The following is a 23,205-nucleotide window of genomic DNA, read 5'->3' as shown; positions in this document are numbered from 1 at the left end:
CCTCCTTTACGCCTGTACTTTTTCTTCCTGAAAAGCTTTAACCGCTTTGCTAAAGGCTTGATACAACAAACCGACATCAGCGGCAAAGGATATATACTGTATTCCCCAACGCTTCCATTTGATAGCTGTTTCGACATCATCGACAAAGAAACCGATGGCAATACCGGCCTCGCCGGCTAATTTCATATTCTTTTGCATCTCTGCCACCAGGTCCGGATGATCCACCTGCCCGGGTATACCTAACGAAGCCGACAAATCGTACGGACCGATAAACAGTACATCAATACCCTTAACCGTAAGAATCTCAGATAAATTCTCTATTCCTTCCTTGCCCTCAACCTGGAGAATTACGGCCGTTTCCTGATTGGCAGCGCTGAAGTAGGTAAACTTATCCATAGAGGAATAGCCTGCCGCCCGTACATAGCGGTTACAGCCGCGAGCCCCTTCCGGGGAAAACTTAGCTGCATTTACGGCAGCTTGCGCTTCTTGTTTATTGCCAATTTGGGGAACTTGCACACCCTCGGCCCCGATGTCCAAAGCCTTGGCAATTAGTTCCGGCTGGTTGCCGTAAACCCTGACTACCGGGCTAATCCCCGCGAGTTTGGCTGCCCGGATCATGTCAACAGCCCGGTCGGAGGATAACTCACCATGCTCGGTATCAATGATCGCAAAATCAAAGCCTGCAAAACCGGCAACTTCTAATACAGCCGGATGACATAGGTTTACAAAAGGCCCGAAGACCATGTCACCTCTTTTTAACCTTTCTTTCAATAGCGCCATTTTCTCTACACTCCTCTGTCTATATTCGCAAGACTACCAGATTAGGTTGCCGGCAGTATCAAACTGCATATTCGCCGGTTGACTGCTTACCTCAATAGCCGGATTGTCTGCAGCTTCGGCCAGCAAGGCTTCGGAAATATAAATCTCACCCAAGTGCAGTGTATCTTTAATCCGCACAATTTTAGCCTTGCTCAGGTCGCGCGCATTGCAGGTCTTTATCGCCGCCCGGACAGCTTCCTTGTCTGTTTCCATAATAAGCGGAATCCGGGCGGGGACGGCAATGGTCGATGTCAGACAATTGGCATAGGTGCTTTCAAAATCAATCTTATGAAACAGCTTGCGGGTCGTAAAGTCAGCGGTTCCCATGCCATTGGCGTTACCATGGGTTTGCGGCGTTAAATCCAGCACAACCAGCTTAACAACCTCCGGCCCGCCACTGGCATAAGGAGTAGCATAACGGCCTGTAATATTCGGGTCCATGCCGTCACCGGATATTTCTTTGCCAATCCGGTCGACAATCAGCACGTCAATTTGTTCAAACAAAATCCTGGGCATTCTCTCTTTGGCCTCAATAAGCAGTTTTTGATCCACTTCAATGATTTTTTCCGCCGGTACTGCGACAATCTTTGCCACCCTGTCATAGGCATTTTCCACTGTAGCAATACCGAATAGTACAGGAGTTTGTGCAATCTTGATTTTTGCCATTTCAACAACATGCTCGGCCATATGTTTAAAACTATAAGCGTGACATGAATCAGCGCCTTTTTGTTTTCCCAAGCCAATTGTAAGCATTTTTGCCAATCCGCTTTCACAGGGACCACGGTAGGCGGTGTGTGGTTTAACCCGGTTAATAACCACGATACCGTCTGCCTCATAGGCATGCTTATCAATTAATACCGCAAGCCCGTTTGCTAATTTGCCAACCTCGACCACCTCCATGGAGGAGATAATCGGACAACCGACACTGTCTGCTGTTACTCCTAACTCTTTAAGCACTTGCTCTTGTCCTTCAGCGGTTGCGCCGCCGTGACTTCCCATGCCGGGAACCACAAAGGGCTGCCCGCCCCGTTTTTTAATTTCAGCAACAGTCGCCCGTGTAATCGCGGAAATTTCCGCGACTCCCCGGCTGCCAACAGCGATAGCTATGCGCATACCAGGCATAATACGGTCGCCAACACCGGTTTTTTGAAACTCTTGCCCCAATGCTTCTACCACATTATCCAATTCGGGCGCAATGAAATTTTGACGTACTTTGACCATTCGCGGCATAGGGATATCAGCTAAAAGTTCCTGAATAATGCCTATTGTCGCCACCTCCCCAAATAATCAAGTAAACTTTATTACCTTTGTTCTCTTTTCTGAAGCGAGTTCATTAATAAGAACACATTTTTCATTGACTGTATTACCTCGATCTAGTCGGCTTCAGCAACTTGAGATAGAGATAACGCGTTGCAGCCCTTCGTCACCACTAAATAAACCAGCTGATTCTTAATTAAGTTCTCGTTTGTGAACACAGTTCATCATTTTAGTCACAACTTACATTTAGATAAAGATATATATACTATATTTTTTCTTATTCTCCTGCCATATTTGAAAAAATTCTTTAATTTTTTCAAATTGTCACTATACTTTTTACCCAGACTCCTGTACTTTCCGTATAAGTTTCCGCATAACTCACCTGTCAGTCGAATAGCAACACCGTGTGCGGGGAACTTATTCAGCTGAAATAGATCCCGGATACCATCTTTTCAGCCGCATAAGCTGCTTTCCCCTTTTACCCTCTACAAAGTAGGCCCGATCCGCTGAATGCCAAAGTCATTATGTCCCAAAATCTCAGCCTTAGTTCGCTTACCGGAGGCTACCCGGATCATTTCCTCAAAAATCCGCCGCCCCACTTGCTCTATGCTTTCATCTCCGTCGACAATTGTGCCGGCATTAATGTCCATGTTACCTGCCATGTTGTTATACATAGCGGTATTTGAGGCAACTTTCATTGTCGGGACAATTGCAGAACCGGTAGGTGTGCCACGGCCTGTGGTGAAAACACAAATGTGGCAGCCGCCTGCAGCCATACCAGTTAATTGTTCGATATCATTACCGGGAGTATCCATATAGACAAGTCCTTTTTTCATAATCTTTTCGGCATACCCGATAACGTCCACCAGCGGCCTGGTGCCACCTTTATAAACGCAGCCTAATGATTTTTCTTCTATGGACGACAGTCCTCCTTCAATATTCCCCGGTGTCGGATTACCGCCGCGCATATCAACCCCAATAGCGTTGGCATTATCTTCGAAGGCTTTGATAGTTGCAATGCAACGGTTGGCTACATCCTGGCTGACTGCTCTGCCTGCAAGAATATGTTCTGCCCCGATAAGTTCCGGTGTTTCCGAGATAATGGATGTACCGCCGGCATCAACCAGAAGATCGCTTGCTGCTCCTAATGCCGGATTGGCTGAAAGTCCTGAACAGGCGTCAGAGCCGCCGCATTCGGTTCCTAAAATTAATTCAGATATATCAATTGGCTCGCGCGAAAGTGCCGAAGCTTGTTCAACCATCTGGTGAGCTTCAATTGAACCTTCTGCAATGGCTTTATATGAACCGCCTGCCTCTTGAATAATTACACAATGCACCGGTTTATAAGGACATTGTTTCTTTATTTCCGCCGCTACATCCTGCGCCCGTACCACTTCACACCCTAAGCCAACGACAACTACACCATACACATTGGGATTAGTACCGTGCCCCACAAATACCCGTGCCGTTTGTGCGGCATCTGGCGCAAGCTGTGAACAGCCATGCTGATGCTCAACCCATACGCTGCCTTTAACTGCCTGGGAAATTCCCCTGGCTACCTGATTTGCACACACCACAGTAGGTATAACTAATACATGGTTGCGAATGCCAACCGTTCCGTCCGGACGGCGATATCCCATAAATTCCATATCTGCTCCACTCCTGTCAGTATTATATTAATATTTCCAGTAACGCTTACCTGCCTATAAAGTAGACTTAGCTTCAGGTGGGTTTTAACCCATCTGAAGGTTAGTCGCCCTTATCCAGGGGCTTAACCGCTCGCCTGTGCCCGTAGGGGTATAACTCCCATTTATAGAAAATGGGAGTCTTAGAGCGGGTTAGCCATCGGATAAGTCACCTCGGCCGCGGCACCCGCCCAAATTATGCACATGGGTATGCTGCCCCGGGTGAATGTGTGCTGTGGCTTCACCGATCACCGCACCATATTTAATAATCTTGTCCCCTTTTGCAATTTCCCTGATGGCAACTTTATGACCAAAAGGGATTTTCTCAGTGACATGAATGCCAACCATAGCACCGTCAATAGTAACCGTTATGTCGGTTCCGGGCAAGATTTCCTGGGTCGCAGTTGCCACATTGTCAATGGCTTTCATCATAATGGCTTGAGACTTACTCATCTTGTTTCCCTCCTGATCTACATTCAGATTCTACTGTCTGCAATTGTGATTATCATGATAAATCAAAACCTTCAACCATCCTAATTAATTGGCTCTAGCCAACTTTTTTCTTTATTTATATTACATAGCCTTATCTAAACCCTCGTGCCGAATAAACTCAAGAAGTTCTTTTAAGACAGCTTTTATTTTCACTTTTACTGCCTGCAAGTTTTCTTGTTCGCTGCTAGCCAATGGTTGCTTATAGGGTCCCATCGCGAAACCACGCAATTCAAGAGCTACCTTAAAGCCAACCGGAAATGGCGCAGCAAACATGGCACGGATCAGAGGCAGCATAGCCCTTTGAATCCGATTGGCTTTTTCATAGTCGCCAGCTTGATAAGCATCCCAAATACCCACCATGATTTCAGGAATAATCCCCGCACTCGCCGTCATACAGCCACAGGCACCAACGGTTAGAGCCGGAGCCAGTATTTCTTCCCTGCCGACCAGAAAATTCATATCAGAACCCGTCCGGCGCACCTTATCCATATAATGCATCAGTTCCACCATATTACCGCTTGAGTCTTTCATACCAACTATATTTGCGCGGCAGCTCAGTCTTTCAACAACATCACTGGAGATCGGTGTAGCAAATAGCGGTATGTTATATAAAATGACGGGAAGCGTAGTAGCATCAGCAACAAGCTCAAAATGCTTTTCCATATTTTCCTGGCTAATCGGATAATAATACGGCGGACAAATAACTACACCATCACAACCCAACGCTTCCGCCTTACGCGATAACTTTATCGAATGCTCCGCACAGGTCGAACTAACCCCAGGAGTTATTGCTATTTTTCCCTTGGCCTGCTGGGCGACTACTTCCATAAACCGATAACATTGTTCTAGCGACATATGGACAAATTCACCGACTGAGCTAACCGGGAACAATCCATGCAGCCCTTTAGCAATCAGGAAATCAACCATTTGCCGAAGTACTTCTTCATTGACTTCACCATCGGCCTTAAACGGCGTCAGCATAGCCGCATAAATTCCTGATGGATTAAACATAATAACAGCCTCCTATTGTAATCGTTTACCGGTCTATTTCTATCCTTTCACTGTTTTGCCAGGCGCTTATACTGAGCCAGTCTGTCTTTGGCATCCTGCTCCGCTCTGTCAAACAGGTTTCGGGCCGCTTCAGGAAACCGCCGGAGCAGAGCCGAATATCTCACTTCACTTTGAAGAAAATCCTGGAAGCTGGCCTCCGGTTCCCTTGAATCCAGCGTAAATGGATTTTTCCCTTGCTCTTTCAGTTGAGGATTGTACCGGTATAAAGACCAATACCCGGCTGCAACTGCCCGCTTGGCCTGTTCCTGGCTTTTGCCCATGCCGGCGGCAATACCGTGGTTAACGCAGGGAGCATAAGCTATGATCAGCGAGGGGCCGGGATAGGCCTCAGCTTCAATAATGGCTTTCAGTGTCTGGCTTTTATCCGCGCCCATGGCAATTTGCGCCACATAAATATAACCATAAGACATCATCATCATGCCCAGATCTTTTTTGCGCATTTGCTTGCCGGCAGCAGCAAATTGGGCAATAGCCGCCGTCGGCGTGGCCTTTGAGGATTGTCCACCGGTATTGGAATATACCTCGGTATCGAAAACAAGCACATTCACATCTTCACCGGCGGCCAGCACATGATCTAAACCACCGTAGCCTATATCATAGGCCCAGCCGTCGCCGCCGAAAATCCACTGGGATCGCTTCACCAGAAAATCTCTTTGTTCATAAATCCGGTTCAAAAGAGCATGATCCCCTTTTTCCTTTGCCAAAGCGGCAATCATATTGTCAGCCCGGCGGCGACTTTCTGCTCCCTGATTCAGATTGACCAGCCAGTCTGTCAAGGCGTCTTTCAGCTCATCACTTATATTTTCCCGCAAAGCCTGTTCCACTTCGCCAGCCAAGACCTTGCGAACCTGGGCTGTTCCCAAATGCATCCCCAGACCGTACTCAGCATTATCCTCAAAGAGGGAGAAGCCCCAGGCCGGTCCGCGGCCTTTGTCATTTACGGTATAGGCTATGGACGGAGCACTGGCTCCCCAAACAGTGGAACAGCCGGCAGCATTGGCAATCATCATCCGATCGCCAAACAGCTGGGTGACCAGTTTGGCGTAGGGGGTTTCGCCGCAGCCGGCACAGGCACCGGAGAATTCCAGCAACGGCGGTGCAAACTGACTGCTTTTTACTGTCAAGGGCCGGCTCTCGGCCACAAATTTGTCAGCCAGGGTCTTGGCAAAATCCCATCGCATTTTACAGCCAGACTGCTGTCCGGCCAAATCCGCCATGACCAGAGCCTTTTCCCTGGCCGGGCAAACATCCACGCAATTACCGCAGCCAGTGCAATCCAAAGCGGAAATCGCCAAATGGAACCGGCGGCCGGAGTCGCCGCTTGCCTGCTTGACGGCAAAGCCTGCCGGCGCCGTTTTTACATCTTCCTCCCTGACCAGCATCGGCCGGATGACCCCATGGGGACAGACAAAGGCGCATTGATTGCACTGAATACAGGCTTCCGGCTGCCATTCTGGCGTTTGCACAGCAATGCCTCTTTTCTCCCAGGCAGTCACACCCAGCGGAAAGGTCCCGTCTTCCCGGCCGTTAAACACGCTGACAGGCAGTTTGTCGCCTTCCTGGCGATTCATGGGGAGAACCACTTGTTCAATAAATGCAGGCACCGACTCCACCGTTTGCACACTTTTTTCCGCCACCGCATTTTTCCAAGCCGGTGGCACTTCAAGCCGCACCAGCCCCTGGATACCCTGCTCAATAGCGGCAAAATTCATGTCAATGGCGGTTTGTCCCTGCTTGCCGTAGGATTCCGTCACCGCCTGCCGCAGGTAACGGACAGCGTCTTCCAGGGGAATAATTTCGGTCAATTTGAAGAAAGCTGCCTGCATCACCATATTGATCCGCCCGCCAAGACCTATTTCCCTGGCAATATCCACAGCGTTGACTGTATAAAATTCGATCTGGTTTTCGGCTATATAACGTTTCATCGCCACTGGAATATACTCTTCAAGCTCCTGCCTGTTCCACAGGCAATTCAAAAGGAAGTTTCCTCCCGGCTTCAAACCGGCCAGCACATCATACTGCTGGACATAGCTCTGATTATGGCAAGCCACAAAATCCGCCCGGGTAATCAGGTAGGAAGAGGAAATAGGTTGGGGGCCAAAACGCAGGTGAGAAACGGTCAGCCCGCCGGATTTTCTGGAATCATAGGCAAAATAGGCCTGAGCATATAAATCGGTGTGATCGCCGATGATTTTAATGCTGTTCTTGTTGGCACCGACTGTTCCGTCAGAACCCATACCCCAAAACTTGCAATTTTTTGTTCCCGGCGGCGTAGTGTCCAAGTCTGCCGGATATTCCGGCAACGAAGTAAGTGTCACATCATCCACAATCCCTACAGTAAACCCGTCCTGCGGCTGCTCTCTGTTCAGATTTTCATAAACCGCCGCAACTTGAGCCGGCGTAAAATCTTTTGAGCCCAAGCCGTAACGACCGCCCACGATAACCGGGAAGTTTGCCCGGCCAAACAAAGCATTTCTGACATCCAGATAGAGGGGTTCGCCCGCTGCTCCCGGTTCTTTGGTGCGGTCCAGCACAGCAATTTTTCTGACACTGCCGGGAATAACGTTAAGTAAATGGCTGATAGAAAATGGCCGGTATAAATGAACATCCACCAGGCCGGTTTTTTCGCCCCGGGCATTCAGGTAGGCTATCGTTTCCCGGATGACATCACAGCCGGAACCCATAGCTACAATAAGCCGTTCGGCATCCGGCACACCATAATAATTGAACGGTTGATAGCAGCGGCCGGTAAGGCTGTTGATTTTCTTCATATTTTCTTCCACAATGGCGGGCAGCGATTGATAGAATTTATTTACAGCCTCGCGAGTCTGGAAATAGATATCAGGATTTTGGGTCGTGCCACGAACCACAGGATGATCCGGATTCAGTGCCCGCCGCCGGAATTCCCGGACAGCTTCCCAGTCCAGCAAAGCTGCCAGTTCTTCATAGGACAGAATTTCAATTTTCTGTACCTCATGCGAAGTCCGGAACCCATCAAAGAAATGCAGAAAGGGAATGCGGCTTTGGATGGCCGACAAATGAGCCACAGCCGCCATATCCATGACTTCCTGGACACTGCCTGCAGCCAAAAGAGCAAACCCGGTTTGCCGGGCAGCCATCACATCCTGGTGATCGCCGAAAATACTCAGGGCATTAGCCGCCAATGCCCGGGCGCTGACATGAAACACTCCGGGCAGCAATTCACCGGCGATTTTATACATATTGGGGATCATCAGCAATAACCCTTGAGAAGCGGTATAGGTTGTCGTCAATGCCCCCGCCTGCAAAGAGCCGTGCAATGTTCCGGCAGCACCGCCCTCTGATTGCATTTCAATGACTCGTACCGGCTGCCCGAATAGATTTTTTCTGCCTTGGGAGGACCAGAGGTCTGTCAGCTCGGCCATTGGCGATGAGGGAGTAATCGGGTAGATAGCCGCCATTTCGGTAAACGCATAGGCTACATGGGCGGCGGCGGTATTGCCGTCCATTGTTTTCATTAAACGTTTAGACATAAGGAACACTCCTCACCAAATAAAAACACTTTATTTTATTAGTGCAACTTGCCTTCATAAAAGAACATTTTGCCCGGATTCATAATACCTGACGGATCAAGTATCGTTTTAACCTCCCGGCCCATTTGATAGCCTGTTTCTCCTGCCTCGGCCCGCAGGAACGGAGCTTTGGCAAACCCGATGCCGTGTTCACCGCTTAATGTCCCTCCTAGTTCAAGGGTAATAAAATGCAGTTCTTCCAGGGCTTTTTCAGCTCGTTCTGTCTGGTCCTTATCCCGCCGGTCAAATAATATAGTAGGATGCATGTTGCCATCACCGGCATGCCCGCAGATAAATACCGGAACATCGTACTTTTCCTGAATGGTAAGCATGCGGTTTACCAGTTCGGGCACCAGGCTGCGGGGAACAGTGGAGTCCTCGGCGAATTTACTTGGCGCCACCCTCCCGAAAGCCGCGCCGATGGCCCGTCGGGCCCGCCACAAATCTTCCGCTTCTTCAGCCGTTTGCGCTATTTTCACTTCCGTAGCGCCGCACTGCCGGCATATTTCACTAATTTTCAAAGCGTTCTCTTCCACAGTAGAGGGTACACCGTCCACCTCAATCAGCAATAATCCTCCGGCATTAACCGGCAGGCCTATTTTTAAATAGTTTTCCACAGCCACAATAGTCCGGTCATTCATAATCTCCAAAGTTGTGGGCACAATGCCGCCGGCCATGGTCTTGCTAACTGTCAGGGCAGCGTCTTCCAGCCGGTCGTAAATCGCCAGCAAGGTTTTTTTGGTCTGCGGCAACTGGACCAGGCGCAGTGAAATGCGGGTGATAACAGCCATTGTCCCTTCCGAGCCGGTAAATAGCATCGTCCAGTCCGGCCCGCACATGTCGCCGTCCACATCATTACCTGTTTCCACAATGCTCCCGTCGGCCAATACCGCTTCCAGCCCCAAAACGAAATTCCGGGTAATACCGTATTTTACACCTTTGGGCCCGCCGGCACATTCAGCTACATTACCGCCAATGGTGGACTCCTTCATGCTGGAAGGATCGGGAGGATACAACAGCCCTTCGGCGGCAACCCGGGAAATCAAATCAAAGGTAATGACTCCCGGCTCCACCACAGCAATCCGGTTTACCGGATCAATTTTATGAATACGGTTCATACGGGTCAGCTCTAATACGATGCCGCCTTTCAAAGGAACTGCCCCTCCTGACAAGCAAGTGGCCGCTCCGCGGCAGGTTAGCGGAATCCGGTGACGGGCCGCAATTCGGACGACCGCCGCTACCTCATCCCGGTTCGCCGGCCGTACAACTGCTTCCGGCTTATGGCTGAACATAGTGGCATCATGGGAGTACGCGATCATATCCTCCGGTGCCAGTAATATCTCGGCTTTCCCCACAATGGCAGCCAGTTCATTGATGACTTTGTCACTCAACATATTTTTTACTCCTTTCGGCCGGCGGCAGAAGCCATGGCAAGAATTTCAGCGGTATGCAGCACTTTCATGGCGCTACCCCGCTGACTCAGGCCGTCGGTAATATGCATCCGGCAAGACGAGCAGCCGGTAACCAGAATATCCGCGCCGGTAGCTTCGGCACAATTCAGTTTCTTGTCATTGATCTTCCGGGATAATTCATAGTAGGAAGCACTGAAGCTGCCACCGGCGCCGCAGCAGCGGTTGGCATCCTGCATTTCTATGTATTCCACTCCCGGAATGGCCTGGAGAATCCGGCGGGGTTCAGCCGCTACATTCATTCCCCGCACCAGATGACAGGGGTCGTGATAGGTCACTTTAAGCGGCACAGGGCCCAATTGTGACAAATCGCAGTGCTGCACGGCAAATTCCGCGATATCCAGCACCCTGCCGGATAAACCGTGCCAGGTCTTAAGCTGAGGCGAGTCTGCCAACACCAGTGAATACTCGTCCCGCAAAGCAGCGCCGCAGGTGCCGCAGGCGGTAACAATATAATCACCGTTCGCTTCTGCCAAAATTTTAATATTTTGTTCTGCCAACATCCGGCCGGTGTCTAAGTCCCCGCTGGTAAAAGCCGGCGTGCCGCAACAGCACTGCTCTGCGGGAATGACTACATCCCAGCCGGCACCTGTCAGGATATTTATCACAGCATCACCAACCTGGGGATAAATATAGTTCAGCGTACAGCCGGTAAAAAAGATAACCCGTCCCTTGCCGGCAGGCGTTTTAGCCTTCACCAATCCGCTGGCCGCAGACCGGAAAGGCCGGGACGCCAAATCCGGTATCACCCGGCGGACACTAAAGCCAGCACCTGGCAGAGGAAAACGGGCAATCCGGCCGCGACCATCCGGCATTTTTTTGAACATGAGTCCCTGAAACAGAGCACCGCTCCGTAAAAACAAATCAAAGAATTTGCGGTAGCGCAACCCGGTAAAGGCTGCCTTCTTCAAAAAAGGAATACCATTCTGTTTCGCCAGAGCGGTCCGCCCCCCCAAAATCAGGGCATCAGTACCTACACCGGAACCGCAATGAGCCTTGCAGGCTTTGCAAAACAAACATTTGGCAAACCGTTCCTGCATCCCGGGCGTCAACTCCAGTTCTCCGTCTGCCACCGCTTCCATCATTCGGGCTTTGCTGCGGGGAGTGGTATTCTCATTGTTTTCTTCCAGAAAAACCGGACAAATAGACCGGCAATTGCCGCAGCGGCTGCATTTGACCACTTCCCGGGCAATTTCTTGCATCAAATCTTGTTCTTTCATTGCGACACCTCCTCGGACCGGTTAAGGATCCCCGCCGGATCATACCGCCGCTTAAAGGCCTTTTCTAAATCCATCAGTTTTCCCGCCAGGCCGCTTTGATATAAGCGTTGATACTTGCCGCTGGCGGTGCCTCCCAGGTTCCGGGCAACATTCTGTAGAGAATGGACTAGTTCAGTCAGCGCTTTCTCCTCTTTTGCCGCATATAAATGGATTTTCCCGTCGGCCAGTTGTCCGAACAGTCCGCCTCTGCAACCAGCTTTAACCAGCAACCTGTCCGCCTCTGCGGCAAAATGGCCCACTTGTAGGTAAGGAATTTTGAATTCATCCAGCAGCCAGAACTCATTCAGCTCTTTCTCCAGTCCTGACAAATCCGGCGGCGCTGTCTGGCCCTCCACAATTTTTACATTGCAGTCAATAAAAATGCGCTCCACAGTCTCGACGTACTCTCGCACTTCGGCTTCATTGCCGTCCAGTTCAAACATAATACGGTGGCCGGCCTGGGCTCCGCCGGTCAGCTTTTCCCCTGTCACTTGGTCCATCCAGAATAGCCAGACAGGTGGTACCGGACGATTATGCAACATTCCAACCAGCTTAATTGCGTCAGACAAGGAAGCCAGCTCCACATGGTAAGCGATGCGACAGGCAGGCTGCGGCATAAGCTTTATGACGTACTGTACACCTACAGCCAGGTCGGCGTAAGCCCCGGTCAAAAAACGGGTAAAATCATAACCGCTCACATTTTTGATGCATTTCCCGCCCACCGGCACTATTTCGCCATTTGGTAAAACATAACTGGCACCTAATAAAAAGTGTTTTCCAACACCGTATTTCCAGGCGGACAAATTCGGGCAACCCCGATAAGCCCACTCTCCAACACTGAGTTGGGCAAAAGCCGGTGAATCGGCCGGGATGAAGCGCAACCCTTGCGCGGCGATAGCGGCGTTTAAGTCCTGCAGCTTCAAACCCGGCGGCGCAATGATCATCAGATTATCGGCATCAAATTGCTCTATTTCTTTCCACTGGCTAAAGTCTAACTGAATCCCGCCATTTCCTTGCCGGTATAAATGGACTGCTGTTTTCAGCTGTTGCGCCAGAAGTAAAATTTCTTGTAGTTCATCGCTATTAGTCACTATTCGACTATCAACATTTCCCATGGTATTCCCTTCCTTTGATTTACGTAATCTTTTGATTGCGCCGCCATCTGCCGGCTGACGGCGCAATCTGCATTTTTTTGTTTGGCGGATTAATTAACAGATTCCGCCCGGCTGACGGCGGCTTTTGCCTGGGTTTGTTCGGTTTTTGTACATACTATATAAGCTACCAAAGCACCGATGATTGCACTAAAGCCTAGGAAAATCAAACCATAAAGGAAATCGCCGGTAGTATCTTTAATCCAGCCGACAGCGAAAGGACCGGCGAAGCCGCCGAGATTGCCGATTGAATTAATCAAAGCAATACCCGCCGCCGCTGCAGTTCCTGTTAGGAAAGCCGGCGGATAAGTCCAGAAGATAGGCATACAGCCATACAGGCAAATACTGGATACAGACAGGAAGAATATGGTCCAGGCCGGGCTGCTGCTGCCGGTATACGCACTGGCCAAAAGCGTAAGGCCTGCCAGAACGGTGGTGATGGTCAAATGCCACTTGCGTTCCTGGAAATGGTCTGAACTTATACCGATAAACAACATACCAATGGCAGCGGATACGAATGGAATGGCACTGATTAATCCGATCTGGGTGTTGCTAAGCTGAGAACTAAACGTTTTTACAATTTGCGGCAGCCACATATTCACGCCATATATACCGATAACAATGCACACATAAGTAAAGCCTAGCAATAAAACCCGCGGATTCAGCAGGGTTTCCCAGAAGCCGTATTTACGAACCGCTTCCACTTTGCTCCGTTCCGCATCCAGCCGGGCTTGCAGCCATTTGCGCTCATCCGGTTTTAGCCATTCAGCTTTTTCCGGTTTATCGGTAAGATAGAATAGTGTGACAATACCCAGCAGTACTGACGGCAGCCCTTCCAACACAAACATCCACTTCCAGCCGGAAATCCCCCAAACGCCATCCAGATTAAGCAGCCAGCCGGAAATAGCAGAACCAAGCATGAGAGCAATGGGCTGGGCGAACATAAACCGAGAAATAATCACGCCCCGGTATTCTGCCGGAAACCAATAGGTCAGATACAGAATAATACCTGGAAAAAAGCCGGCCTCAGCTGCTCCGAGGAGAAATCTCATAACATAAAAACTTACCGTTCCCTGAATCAAAGCCATAGCGGCGGAAATAATGCCCCAGGTAATCATAATCCGGGCAATCCAAATCCGGGCGCCGAATCTTTGCAGTGCAAGATTGCTCGGTACTTCAAACAGGAAATAACCTACAAACAACAAGCCGGCTCCCCAGCCAAAAACAGTCGCAGAAAACCCTAATTCTTTATTCATGGTTAGCGCAGCAAAACCAAGATTTACCCGGTCAATGTAACATAGCAGATAGCTTAAAACCAGAAACGGAATGAGGCGCCAAGTCACTTTATTAATTACACTTTTTTCATATACTTTATCATTCATGGGTTCCCCTCCTAAATTTTCTTTGGTTCTTCCCGTTGCTACCTTCTCCGCTGTCCACTCCTAGGTGTTGGATAGCCGGACGTTAACAACAGGGCTGGTATTTACCTAAATATCATCCACCAGACATGAAAGTTTTTTCTATAGCCTCTCACCCAATTTATCCCCATCCGCAAGGCGTCAACCTGTGACTAAAAAGTTCTTGCTCTTTTGCATTGTGTTTCAATAAAATTCACCCCCTTGTAGTTCTTATATGAGAACTTTGTTCTGTATAATGATGATTTTTTTACTTTGCTCTCATGTAAGAACAAAGTTTTTGATAATCGACAAATAATAAATTTTTGACTAAAAGCAATTTTCTATACCACACAACATTGCTTTTGTTCTTATATGAGAACTTTGTTCTCTTTTTATGCCCTTATTATACTTCAATAATTGTTTTTTTTCCAGTATCTTTTTACAATTGTTAATTTTCACTCATTAGAAATAGCTTACATACGGAAGAATACACTAATTGTCTTACCTTTTTTTTATATTTTGCACTATTAACCAAAAATACTGCTTGCATTTTTCACATTTTTGTATTAGTTTAATATTATCAAATAATTAAAAATATTATAATTCTACTAAGGGATTTTTCATTACTCCGTTGAGTCCATTATATTAAAATAACTTTTCCTCCGATCGGAGGAAAAATTATTGTTCTAATGTATGAACATTGTTCTTGTATATGTATATAAATAATTATGGAGGAATGACGGTATGATTTTTAAAACTATTAGTGAACGCTTAAAAGGACAACCGCAGGGGCAGATTGCTGCACGCAGTATTGCAATTATAGGTTTTGCAGCACTTACAGCCATGGCAGTCCTGGAAAAAAATGTTGTTTTTGCACCTTTATTCTTTTTGCTTTGCCTGTATTATCTTCGAAAATTATTATCAAAAAAACCGCATTTCCCCAAAGGTCCTTCTATGAGTTCACGGCCAGTATCCAGCTTTGCGGAGACTAAAGAAGAACTTTTACATATGCTTGGTTACTATAAAAAGCTATTGAATAGCTGGAAATGGATAGCAGTTTTTGGGTGGGTCCTTTCCCTTTGCTTGTTCATTTATGCCCGAAGTATAGTAGTCATACTTCCCATAGGACTTGCCTGCTATTCCACATATGCACTCTTCAGATGCCGCCAGGCTGTACATCTGATTGTGACATCACCATCAATGATGGGGAGGGGAGAGGAGGGGAAAAGGCTGAGGCGTCAGCACTAGTCATTAGTTTTTAAAAAACCTGGAGGTGTAATTATGCCCGACACTAAAATTGTTATTAACCCAAGTCCTGCAAATCCTGTGACTCCTGCATCAGATAATAAACCCAAAGAAGCTTTGTTTAGTTATCCTGAACCTGACAAAAAGCTATTATTAGGCTGGAAAGGGCTATTAGGGTTCCTTGGGCCTGGTATTATACTTGCTTCAGCAACTGTTGGCTCCGGTGAAGTATTCTTTGCCCCCCGCGGAGCTGCAATATTTGGTTATGGCATTCTTTGGTGCCTATTATTAGGTGCTCTTTCCAAAGGCTTTATGAGTTACACCGGTACCCGTTATATTGTTTTAACAGGTGAGCATCCCATCACCCGCTGGGGACATATTTTCCCCGGTCCCAAAAACTGGTTTCCTATCTTACTGGGTGTACTAGCGGTCCTAAGTATGCCTTCCTGGGTTGGCGGAGTAGCTAATTTACTTGCCAATATGATGATGTACCTCACAAACGGGGCGTTATCTGTTCCGATATGGGCAACAATCTATATCGTGGGAACTCTTGCCATCGTGGCATCAGGTACCTACCAGCATGTTGAGACAACACAGACCTACATTGTAATTGCCAAAGTGATTACATCATTTGTAGCCCTCTTTGCTGTTAACCCTGACTGGGGTCAACTTCTGCTTGGCCTTATTCCCAACATGCCGACTTATGAGCCATGGATAGCCGCCAAATACCCAGAAATCGCCAGTCGCAGCATTGGTATGGAAATGGTGGCATATGTAGGTGCCATAGGCGGTGGCACCTATGATTACATAGGTTATGTCGGGTTGTATCGTAACAAAGGCTGGGGCGCAATGGGTTTGCCTAATCAAAAAGAGATTGAAGAAAAGCTCCGCATTATTGAGGGCCAGTTCCCCTTGCCTACCTCCAAAGGAGAAATTGCCAAAGCCAAAACCTGGCTTAAGGCCGCACAAATTGATACTATTGTCAGTTTTGGTACATTACTCTTAATTACTGTGGTTTTCACAGCTCTCGGTTCAGCAGTGCTGCATACGCAACAGCTCATACCTTCCGGCATGAAACTGCTTGAACATCAAAGTGCTTTCCTTACGGTTATTCACCCCGGGCTGGTTTACCTGTATTGGCTGGCAGTATGGTGTGCATTATGGGGAGTTCTCTCCAGCATTTATGAGCTATACCCATCAACCGTCTACGAAGCCTTCAGACCCGCCTCCAACTGGGTACGAGAGAAAGGCAAGACCGGTGTCGCCAAATATGTCTGGCTCTATATGAGCCTTGGCGGTTTAGCCTATAATTGGGCAGGCTTCAATGTGGTCACAATTGTAATGGTCGGCTCAATCCTTGGCGGAGCATTATCTTGCGGGCTTTGGTGCTTAGCACAGATTTATGCTGAGCGCAAAGTATTGCCGCCTGAATACAGGATGTCTTCCTGGGTTGTAGTTTGTGTAGCATTATCAGGTATCTTTCTGATTGCAATGGCTGTCTTCTCGGTTCTGGATCAATTCAAGTTAGTTTAAACACTGGGACAAGGGACCTGTCCCCTTGTCCCAAGGGACCTGTCCCCTTGTCCCATTCCGCCGCTATTCCGATGATTATGGAATGGCGGCTTTTAACATAGGCCAGTTATGACAAAGGACTGGAAGCCAACCGCCTGCCGTTATAGATATAGATATTGAAAATCAATGCAGCTTTTTATATAATTAAGGTAACAAAACTAGTTAAATAAGGAGGTGCGAACAATGATTACGGGGATAGCGATAACGTTGGTGGTCTTCGTTATTTTCCTAGCTCTGGTAATCGCCATTGAAACATATTTAGAAAAACATAACCACAAATGTTTATAGTAATTCAGAGCCTTCGGGCTCTTCTTTTGTATCCATGCAGCCTGCTAACCATAAACCGGTGTTGCTATAATTGCGGCTGTTCAATTTTAGCGCCGGCTACATACCTTGCAACAATATTGCCAAGTTATTATTATTTGAATAGGGACATGAACAATAGAATGTCCCCTCGCTTCTATTTTGTTTCTACTCTTCCCTGATATCTGTTAAAAGTTACACTTGTAAAATAATTTTCCAGATAAGTAACAAATACCTTTTGGACCGGCGATAACACCACTTCTTTTTTAAAAACAAGATACAATTGCCGGGTAAATGCCTGCTTTCCAAGGTCATATACCTTGATTTGCCCAGTCTTTTCATAGGCAGCGGCAGCAACTTTGGAAACAAAGGATATTCCCATCCCGTGGGACACAGCGGATAAAATACCCTGGGTATCGTGGAAATAGGACACAACATTCAGATTCCGGACAGAAATGCCTTGCTTGTGCAGCAGTTGCTCCATTTCCGCGCGGGTGCCGGAGCCGTCCCCGCGCATTACAAAAGGCTGCTGCCGTAAAAACGATGACAGATCGCGATAAATCTCCTCTTGGTTAACAATCATCGATTTAGGGGTAATCAACACCAGCCTGTCACGGTAGAAGGGAACCGTCAGCAAATGGCGGGAACTGACGCTGGTACCCACTATGCCAAAATCATACCGGTACCCCAAAAGACCTTCCACAACCTGCAGGCTGTCTGCCTGGTGGACATCAAACACGATATGTGGATACTGTTGTTGAAATGCCGCAATGATCTCCGGCAGCAGGAACTGAGCAGGCACGGTAGAGGCTAAGATACTGATTTCTCCACTCATCTCCCGGTCAACTCTCTTGATACTGCCGATAGCCTCATCGCGCAGGGCAAGAATGCTTTTGGCACGGTGAAACAGTTCTTTGCCTATCTGGGTCGGATAAACGGTCCTGGTAGAACGTATTAAGAGTTGCGCCCCTATCTCGTTCTCCAGAGAGCTGATGTGGGCGCTGATGGTCGGCTGAGACAAATAGATCATGTCGGCAGCCTTGGAAAAGCTATTGTGTCGAACCACTGCGACAAACGCTTCCAGTTGTTTCATTTCCATCTTTGCTACCTCCCGCGAAGTTCCGCTCAACCGCTGCACAAAGCATAGTAAATAGCCTGCCTCAAACTATGTCCCCTACAGGTTTCAATAATACATGCACATTCTTACCGGCAATAAACTCTGAGCTAAGTCTCCGCCTCCTTTGATTACAACTAATAACTGCTGTCATTAGTTTTCACGTCCATCCATAGCCCGGTAAAAAGTGGTCACCGGCTCAATGAAAACTTCTAGCATCCCGCCGCAAGCCATACCTTCCATCGCAGCTATATCGGCAGTCATCACTACTTTATAGATGTAAGGCTTATCTTCGTCCATTACATGTAAAGCCATCCTGCGCACTTCCGCTTCCGCACAGCCGCCGCCTATCGTGCCAGATGCCCGTCCGTCCCGGTAAAACAGTATCCTGGCGCCACTTTTCCGCGGCGTTGAGCCCTGCGATTTTATTATTGTCGCCAGCGCGGCCGGCGTTTTATCCCGCGCCGCAGCCAATGCCGCATCCAAGGTTTCCCGATCTGCGGCTGTCAGCATTTCGCAGATTTCCCCTTGTTTAACCGGCGTCGTATCTTTTAGAGATGACGTCCCACCGGCACGACGGACACTGATTAGTTCCGCAGCAATACTGACGGCAATTTCCGCCGGAGTCTGCGCCCCAATCGCCAAGCCAATAGGCATATGCACCTGATCGATTTTTTCCTGAGCCACTCCTTCCTCAGCCAAGGTTTGTTTTACCAATGCCACTTTCCGCCTGCTGCCAAGCATTCCCAGGTAAGCAAATGGATACTTAATAACCGTCCTCAGGCAGTCCATATCATGAAGATGGCCGCGGGTAACAATGACAACGCTGCTTGCCGGCCCCAGTCTCACCACTTTCTCCAGATCGCTGAAACTGCAGCAGATGCTTCTGTCGTGCACAGTCAAGTATTCATTCATTGCGAAATCCGGCCGGTCATCGATCACGGTAATCTTATATCCCAGCAGATGCCCCACCTGAATTAGCTGCCTGGCGATATGGCCGCCGCCGAGGATTACAAGTTCCTGACAAGGCAGGTAAGGATCCATCATAACCTTAACGATTTGCTCCGGCTCCTCCGGATTGGCAAGCCTTGCCGTTCTAAATTTACCATCCTTCAGCGCTTCTCTGGACAAGCACGCCAATTCTTCATCAAGCCAGTTCATCGGCAGCTTCCATGGCAGCTTGATATTTCCCGTTCTTGTTTCACCGTCCGGCGAGAGCAGCTTTTTTTGCCCAAGTATATCACACGGCAGGTTTTCCACTCCGATAACAGTCGCTATTACTATTGCTTCCGGTAATTCAAATTCCATATTATTACACCCCCTCCTGCGTCACTACTACTGATTGTCACCTCCTAAGATAAATAACTAGTTCCTTTGCCGAAGGTACAATTTGGATAGGTACACTCAGTGCACGCACGGCATAGTCCTCCATGGGCCAGCGCCACTATATCCTTGCGTGATACTTTTTCACCTGACAAAAGCCGGGGCAAAAGCAAATCAATAATAGTTATTTTGAAAAACATGCCACAGGCAGGCACGCCCATTACCGGTATATTATCCAGATAGGCAAGCATAAACATCGCCCCGGGGAGCGCTGGAGCACCGTACTTTTCGACTTTGGCGCCGGATAATTTTATCGCATTCGGAGTAACATCGTCAGGATCGACCGACATTCCGCCGGTGACAAAAATAATGTTTGCACCATTATTGGCCATTTCTTTAATTTTAGTTGAAATTACTTCCATATCATCTGGAGCATATTCTATTTTTAAGATTCTTGAGCCAAAGGCTTCCACCTTTTCAGTGATTACAGGGCTAAACCCATCGCGAATCCGCTGTTTAAAAACCTCGCTGCCAGTAATGACCACACCGACATCAAGCTTGCGAAAGGGAACCACCTTAACGACCCACCCTGCCTGCCGGCAAATCGCTTCAGCCGCCATAATGACTTTTGCTTCAGTCACTAATGGTATAACTTTCGTGCCTGCCAACAATTCACCGCTTTTGACAACCGTATTATTGGGCAGCGTGGATAAAATCACGTCAGGCAGATTATTGATCGCCTCCAGAGCATGGACATTGATTTTAAAAAGGCCGTCACATTCAGCATATAGATTGACCCGGCTTTCTTTAGGTGCGCTGCAGCGCACACCCTGGTTCGCAACCGCTGCCCCCAGGCGGATTCCGGCCTCGTCCTCATGCACATCACCTGGTTCAAGCTCCAGGATATAAATATTTTCTTTACCCATTTTAAGCAATTCTGGCACATCTTCCGCTTTGATTATGTACCCTTTTCTAAAAGGAGTGTCCTTACATTCGCCCTGCACAACTTTTGTAAGATCATGGCTGAGCACCTTTCCAATCGCTTCTTCCACCTTGATTATTTGAACTTTCATTGTTATACTCCTTCAATCATCCTAAGTTCCGGGTTATCCATACGGTGAATCCAACCACCTGTAAGAACAATATAGTGGTATAATACATGATTCCCACAAGAAATGGTCAAAACAGCAACTGGTGCGGCAACCCCATCTTTTTATCCGATGACTAACTCGCTCTAAGACTCCCACCTCTCCAGGTGGGAGTAAGAGCGATTAAGTCCCTGGATAAGGGCGACTAACCTTCAGATGTGGTTAAAACCTCACCTGAAGCTAAATCTACTTTATCTATAACTTGAACTTGCTTACAGCTTGCGTCAAATTCTCCGCCAATTGTGCCAACGCCTCGCTGGCGGCGGCGATTTGCTGCATGGAGGCTGCTTGCTGTTCAGTAACTGCCGATACTGTCTGGGTTTGGCCTGCGGTATCTTTGTTTATTTCCTCAAGTTCCTTTACGGTAGCAACAATATCCTCGCTGCCGCCGGCAACGCGCTGTACGGCACTGGTAATTTGGCCTACCTGCGTTGACACCTGGTCAAACAGTTTCACTATTTCGGCAAAGGCAACTCCCGCGTTATTGACAACCTCTGCCCCGATTTTCACCTCGCGGTTGCCCTCATCCATGGCCAAAACCGCACCGGTTGTCTCATCTTGGATTTCGCCAATTAAGACGGCAATCAGCTTGGCGGCTTCCTGGGATTGTTCTGCTAATTTGCGGACCTCCTCAGCCACTACCGCAAAGCCGCGCCCTTGCTCGCCGGCACGGGCGGCCTCAATGGCGGCGTTCAGAGCCAAGAGGTTGGTCTGGCTGGCAATACCGGCAATGGTACCAACAATTTGTCCGATTTCTTTAGAGCGTTCCCCCAGCTTAACTACAATCTGCGCCGAGTGTGTCACTTTTGTTTCAATATTAGCCATTTGGCGCACTGCCGCTTCCACGGCTTGGCTCCCATCTTGGGCAGCACCTGATGCTTTGCCGGCAGTTGCCTCAACGATGCCAACATTGCCGGCAACCTGAGCAAGCTCTTGTGAAATGCGTTCAACAGCAGCCGCGGCTTCGTCAATAGCTCCGGTTTGCCGCTCCGTCCCTGCCGCCACCGCCGTGATGCTCGTGGCTGCTTGGGTTGCGCCTTGCGCCGACTGCTCGGCACTTGCCGTCAGTTCTTCCGATGAAGAAGCCAGATGCTCGGACGATTGCATTACCTGCAGCATCAATCGGCGCAGGTTGTCAGACATGGTAGCAAAGGCTGCGCTCAATTGACCGATTTCATCGTTACTCACATACTTTGTCCCTATGTTGCGAAGATCGCCTGCCGCTACTTTGTTGGCGGTTTCAGCCAATACTCGCAGCGGATTGACAACACGCCGATTGACAAGATAGGATAATGTAAGTACAAACAAGATAATGGAGACAATCACCAAAATCAGGTTAGAATATATAAGCTTATTCAATCCTGCATAAACTTCCTCAGTCGGATAAACCAATACCAAGGTAAAGCCAGTACTGCCAATGGGAGCATATGCAACATAATTATCTTTTACCTGCATAACTCCGGTTTTGCCTGATTGCAGCGCGACCTGTCCCAGTGCCTTCCAATCAGCGTCAGCTATTTCGGTAAGTTTTACTGATAAGTCTTTCGTCTCCCCGGTTTTAGAACCGGTATGATTGCCAATCACCGCACCAGCGCTGGTAAGGGCGAAGGCATAACCGCTCTGTCCCACGCGAATGTCTGCTAGCTGCTGCTTAAAGGTATCTAAGGTGAAATCGGTCTCAGCCACGCCGATGCGTTTACCGTTTTTTTCTATCGGGTGAACGCAAGTTACCCAGATGGTATCAGCGCCGGTTGAGTCTGCATATGGCTCTGTATAATCAACTGATTTTTGTGTATTAATACCCAATTTATACCATGAATTCGCGTGATAATTCCCGGAACTATATGCCCACGTCAAAGCAGGTGTACCGTTTTTATCCTTCACTATGTACGGCCAATGATTTTTTACATCCGGTTGATAGGCATATGGCTCAAACGCTATGCCGGCACCGACAAAGGTCTTGCTTTTTTGTACAGTTTTCATAATATAATTAAGGATTATATCCTCACGGTACTCTGCCATAGTTTCGAACATATTACCAATGGTGATGGCCTCATCGGCGATCTCTTTTAGCGGGATATACAGGTTAGTGGCCTCTTGTGAAGCTTGAAACAACAGCTGTTCTTCCAGTTGGGTTACTACATACTCCCTGATCTGTGTTGACGAAACATAGGTCTGGATACTAAATACCAATAGGGTAATACCAGCAATGATAAGTACAAAAAAAGTTCGAATACCCTTCACAAGCTTTTCTCCTCTCTGTGCACGAAATTTCTATATGTTCAGCATTAAAGAAGCTGCAGGTATGCGGTATTTATCCTTCTTCATTAGACTTTTCCGGCGATAAAT

The 23,205-nt window shown here is 48.2% G+C and carries 16 protein-coding genes; 2 read left to right on the top strand and 14 right to left on the bottom strand.

Annotation, left to right across the window (positions count from 1 at the left end; translation table 11 throughout):
* Positions 1 to 6 precede the first annotated feature (6 nt).
* The 10 genes from GT1_RS05270 to GT1_RS05225 form a co-directional block, all read right to left on the bottom strand.
* A complete protein-coding gene (locus tag GT1_RS05270) occupies positions 7 to 780 on the bottom strand; it encodes an HpcH/HpaI aldolase/citrate lyase family protein (protein WP_188397843.1) in 774 nt (257 codons plus the stop codon).
* A 33-nt stretch (positions 781 to 813) separates the two neighbouring features.
* Entirely contained in the window at positions 814 to 2,085 is a 1,272-nt protein-coding gene (locus GT1_RS05265) for a lactate racemase domain-containing protein (protein ID WP_188397915.1), read from the bottom strand.
* 476 nt (positions 2,086 to 2,561) lie between these two features.
* Complete coding sequence (locus GT1_RS05260; protein WP_188397842.1) at positions 2,562 to 3,725, bottom strand: UxaA family hydrolase; 1,164 nt, start codon at positions 3,723 to 3,725, stop codon at positions 2,562 to 2,564.
* Positions 3,726 to 3,914: 189 nt separating this feature from the next.
* Positions 3,915 to 4,214 (bottom strand): UxaA family hydrolase, encoded by a 300-nt coding sequence (locus GT1_RS05255; protein ID WP_188397841.1) that lies wholly within the window; start codon positions 4,212 to 4,214, stop codon positions 3,915 to 3,917.
* A gap of 120 nt (positions 4,215 to 4,334) precedes the next feature.
* Entirely contained in the window at positions 4,335 to 5,264 is a 930-nt protein-coding gene (locus tag GT1_RS05250) for a dihydrodipicolinate synthase family protein (protein ID WP_188397840.1), read from the bottom strand.
* 47 nt (positions 5,265 to 5,311) lie between these two features.
* Positions 5,312 to 8,836, bottom strand: coding sequence for a pyruvate:ferredoxin (flavodoxin) oxidoreductase (gene nifJ / locus GT1_RS05245; protein ID WP_188397839.1), 3,525 nt, complete (start codon positions 8,834 to 8,836; stop codon positions 5,312 to 5,314).
* Between the two features lie 38 nt (positions 8,837 to 8,874).
* Positions 8,875 to 10,269, bottom strand: coding sequence for an FAD-binding oxidoreductase (locus tag GT1_RS05240; protein WP_188397838.1), 1,395 nt, complete (start codon positions 10,267 to 10,269; stop codon positions 8,875 to 8,877).
* A 5-nt stretch (positions 10,270 to 10,274) separates the two neighbouring features.
* Positions 10,275 to 11,564, bottom strand: a complete 1,290-nt coding sequence (locus GT1_RS05235; protein ID WP_188397837.1) for a (Fe-S)-binding protein — start codon at positions 11,562 to 11,564, stop codon at positions 10,275 to 10,277.
* Positions 11,561 to 12,718, bottom strand: coding sequence for an FAD-binding oxidoreductase (locus GT1_RS05230; RefSeq protein WP_188397836.1), 1,158 nt, complete (start codon positions 12,716 to 12,718; stop codon positions 11,561 to 11,563). The genes GT1_RS05235 and GT1_RS05230 overlap by 4 nt, the downstream gene beginning before the upstream one ends.
* Before the next feature lie 89 nt (positions 12,719 to 12,807).
* The gene (locus GT1_RS05225; RefSeq protein ID WP_188397835.1) at positions 12,808 to 14,136 is read right to left on the bottom strand and encodes an MFS transporter; all 1,329 of its coding nucleotides are present in this window, start codon (positions 14,134 to 14,136) and stop codon (positions 12,808 to 12,810) included.
* Between the two features lie 759 nt (positions 14,137 to 14,895).
* Between GT1_RS05225 and GT1_RS05220 the strand changes: the two genes are divergently transcribed.
* Positions 14,896 to 15,399, top strand: coding sequence for a hypothetical protein (locus GT1_RS05220; protein ID WP_188397834.1), 504 nt, complete (start codon positions 14,896 to 14,898; stop codon positions 15,397 to 15,399).
* Positions 15,400 to 15,432: 33 nt separating this feature from the next.
* Positions 15,433 to 16,929 carry an Nramp family divalent metal transporter gene (locus tag GT1_RS05215; protein ID WP_188397833.1) on the top strand — a complete coding sequence of 499 codons (1,497 nt, stop codon included), beginning with the start codon at positions 15,433 to 15,435 and terminating at the stop codon, positions 16,927 to 16,929.
* A gap of 499 nt (positions 16,930 to 17,428) precedes the next feature.
* Here the strand turns inward: GT1_RS05215 and GT1_RS05210 are convergent, their stop codons facing one another.
* The 4 genes from GT1_RS05210 to GT1_RS22125 form a co-directional block, all read right to left on the bottom strand.
* Positions 17,429 to 18,370, bottom strand: coding sequence for a selenium metabolism-associated LysR family transcriptional regulator (locus GT1_RS05210; RefSeq protein ID WP_188397832.1), 942 nt, complete (start codon positions 18,368 to 18,370; stop codon positions 17,429 to 17,431).
* Between the two features lie 168 nt (positions 18,371 to 18,538).
* Positions 18,539 to 19,693, bottom strand: a complete 1,155-nt coding sequence (locus tag GT1_RS05205; RefSeq protein WP_188397831.1) for an XdhC/CoxI family protein — start codon at positions 19,691 to 19,693, stop codon at positions 18,539 to 18,541.
* 44 nt (positions 19,694 to 19,737) lie between these two features.
* A complete protein-coding gene (locus GT1_RS05200) occupies positions 19,738 to 20,781 on the bottom strand; it encodes a molybdopterin-binding protein (RefSeq protein ID WP_188397830.1) in 1,044 nt (347 codons plus the stop codon).
* Between the two features lie 270 nt (positions 20,782 to 21,051).
* Positions 21,052 to 23,100 carry a methyl-accepting chemotaxis protein gene (locus tag GT1_RS22125; protein ID WP_223226065.1) on the bottom strand — a complete coding sequence of 683 codons (2,049 nt, stop codon included), beginning with the start codon at positions 23,098 to 23,100 and terminating at the stop codon, positions 21,052 to 21,054.
* Between the last annotated feature and the right edge of the window lie 105 nt (positions 23,101 to 23,205).

Source organism: Sporomusa sp. GT1 (assembly GCF_014634905.1).
GTDB classification, from domain to species: Bacteria; Bacillota; Negativicutes; order Sporomusales; family Sporomusaceae; genus Sporomusa; species Sporomusa sphaeroides.
Note: the sequence above shows the minus strand (reverse complement) of the source record. Positions and strands in the feature narration are given on the sequence as shown.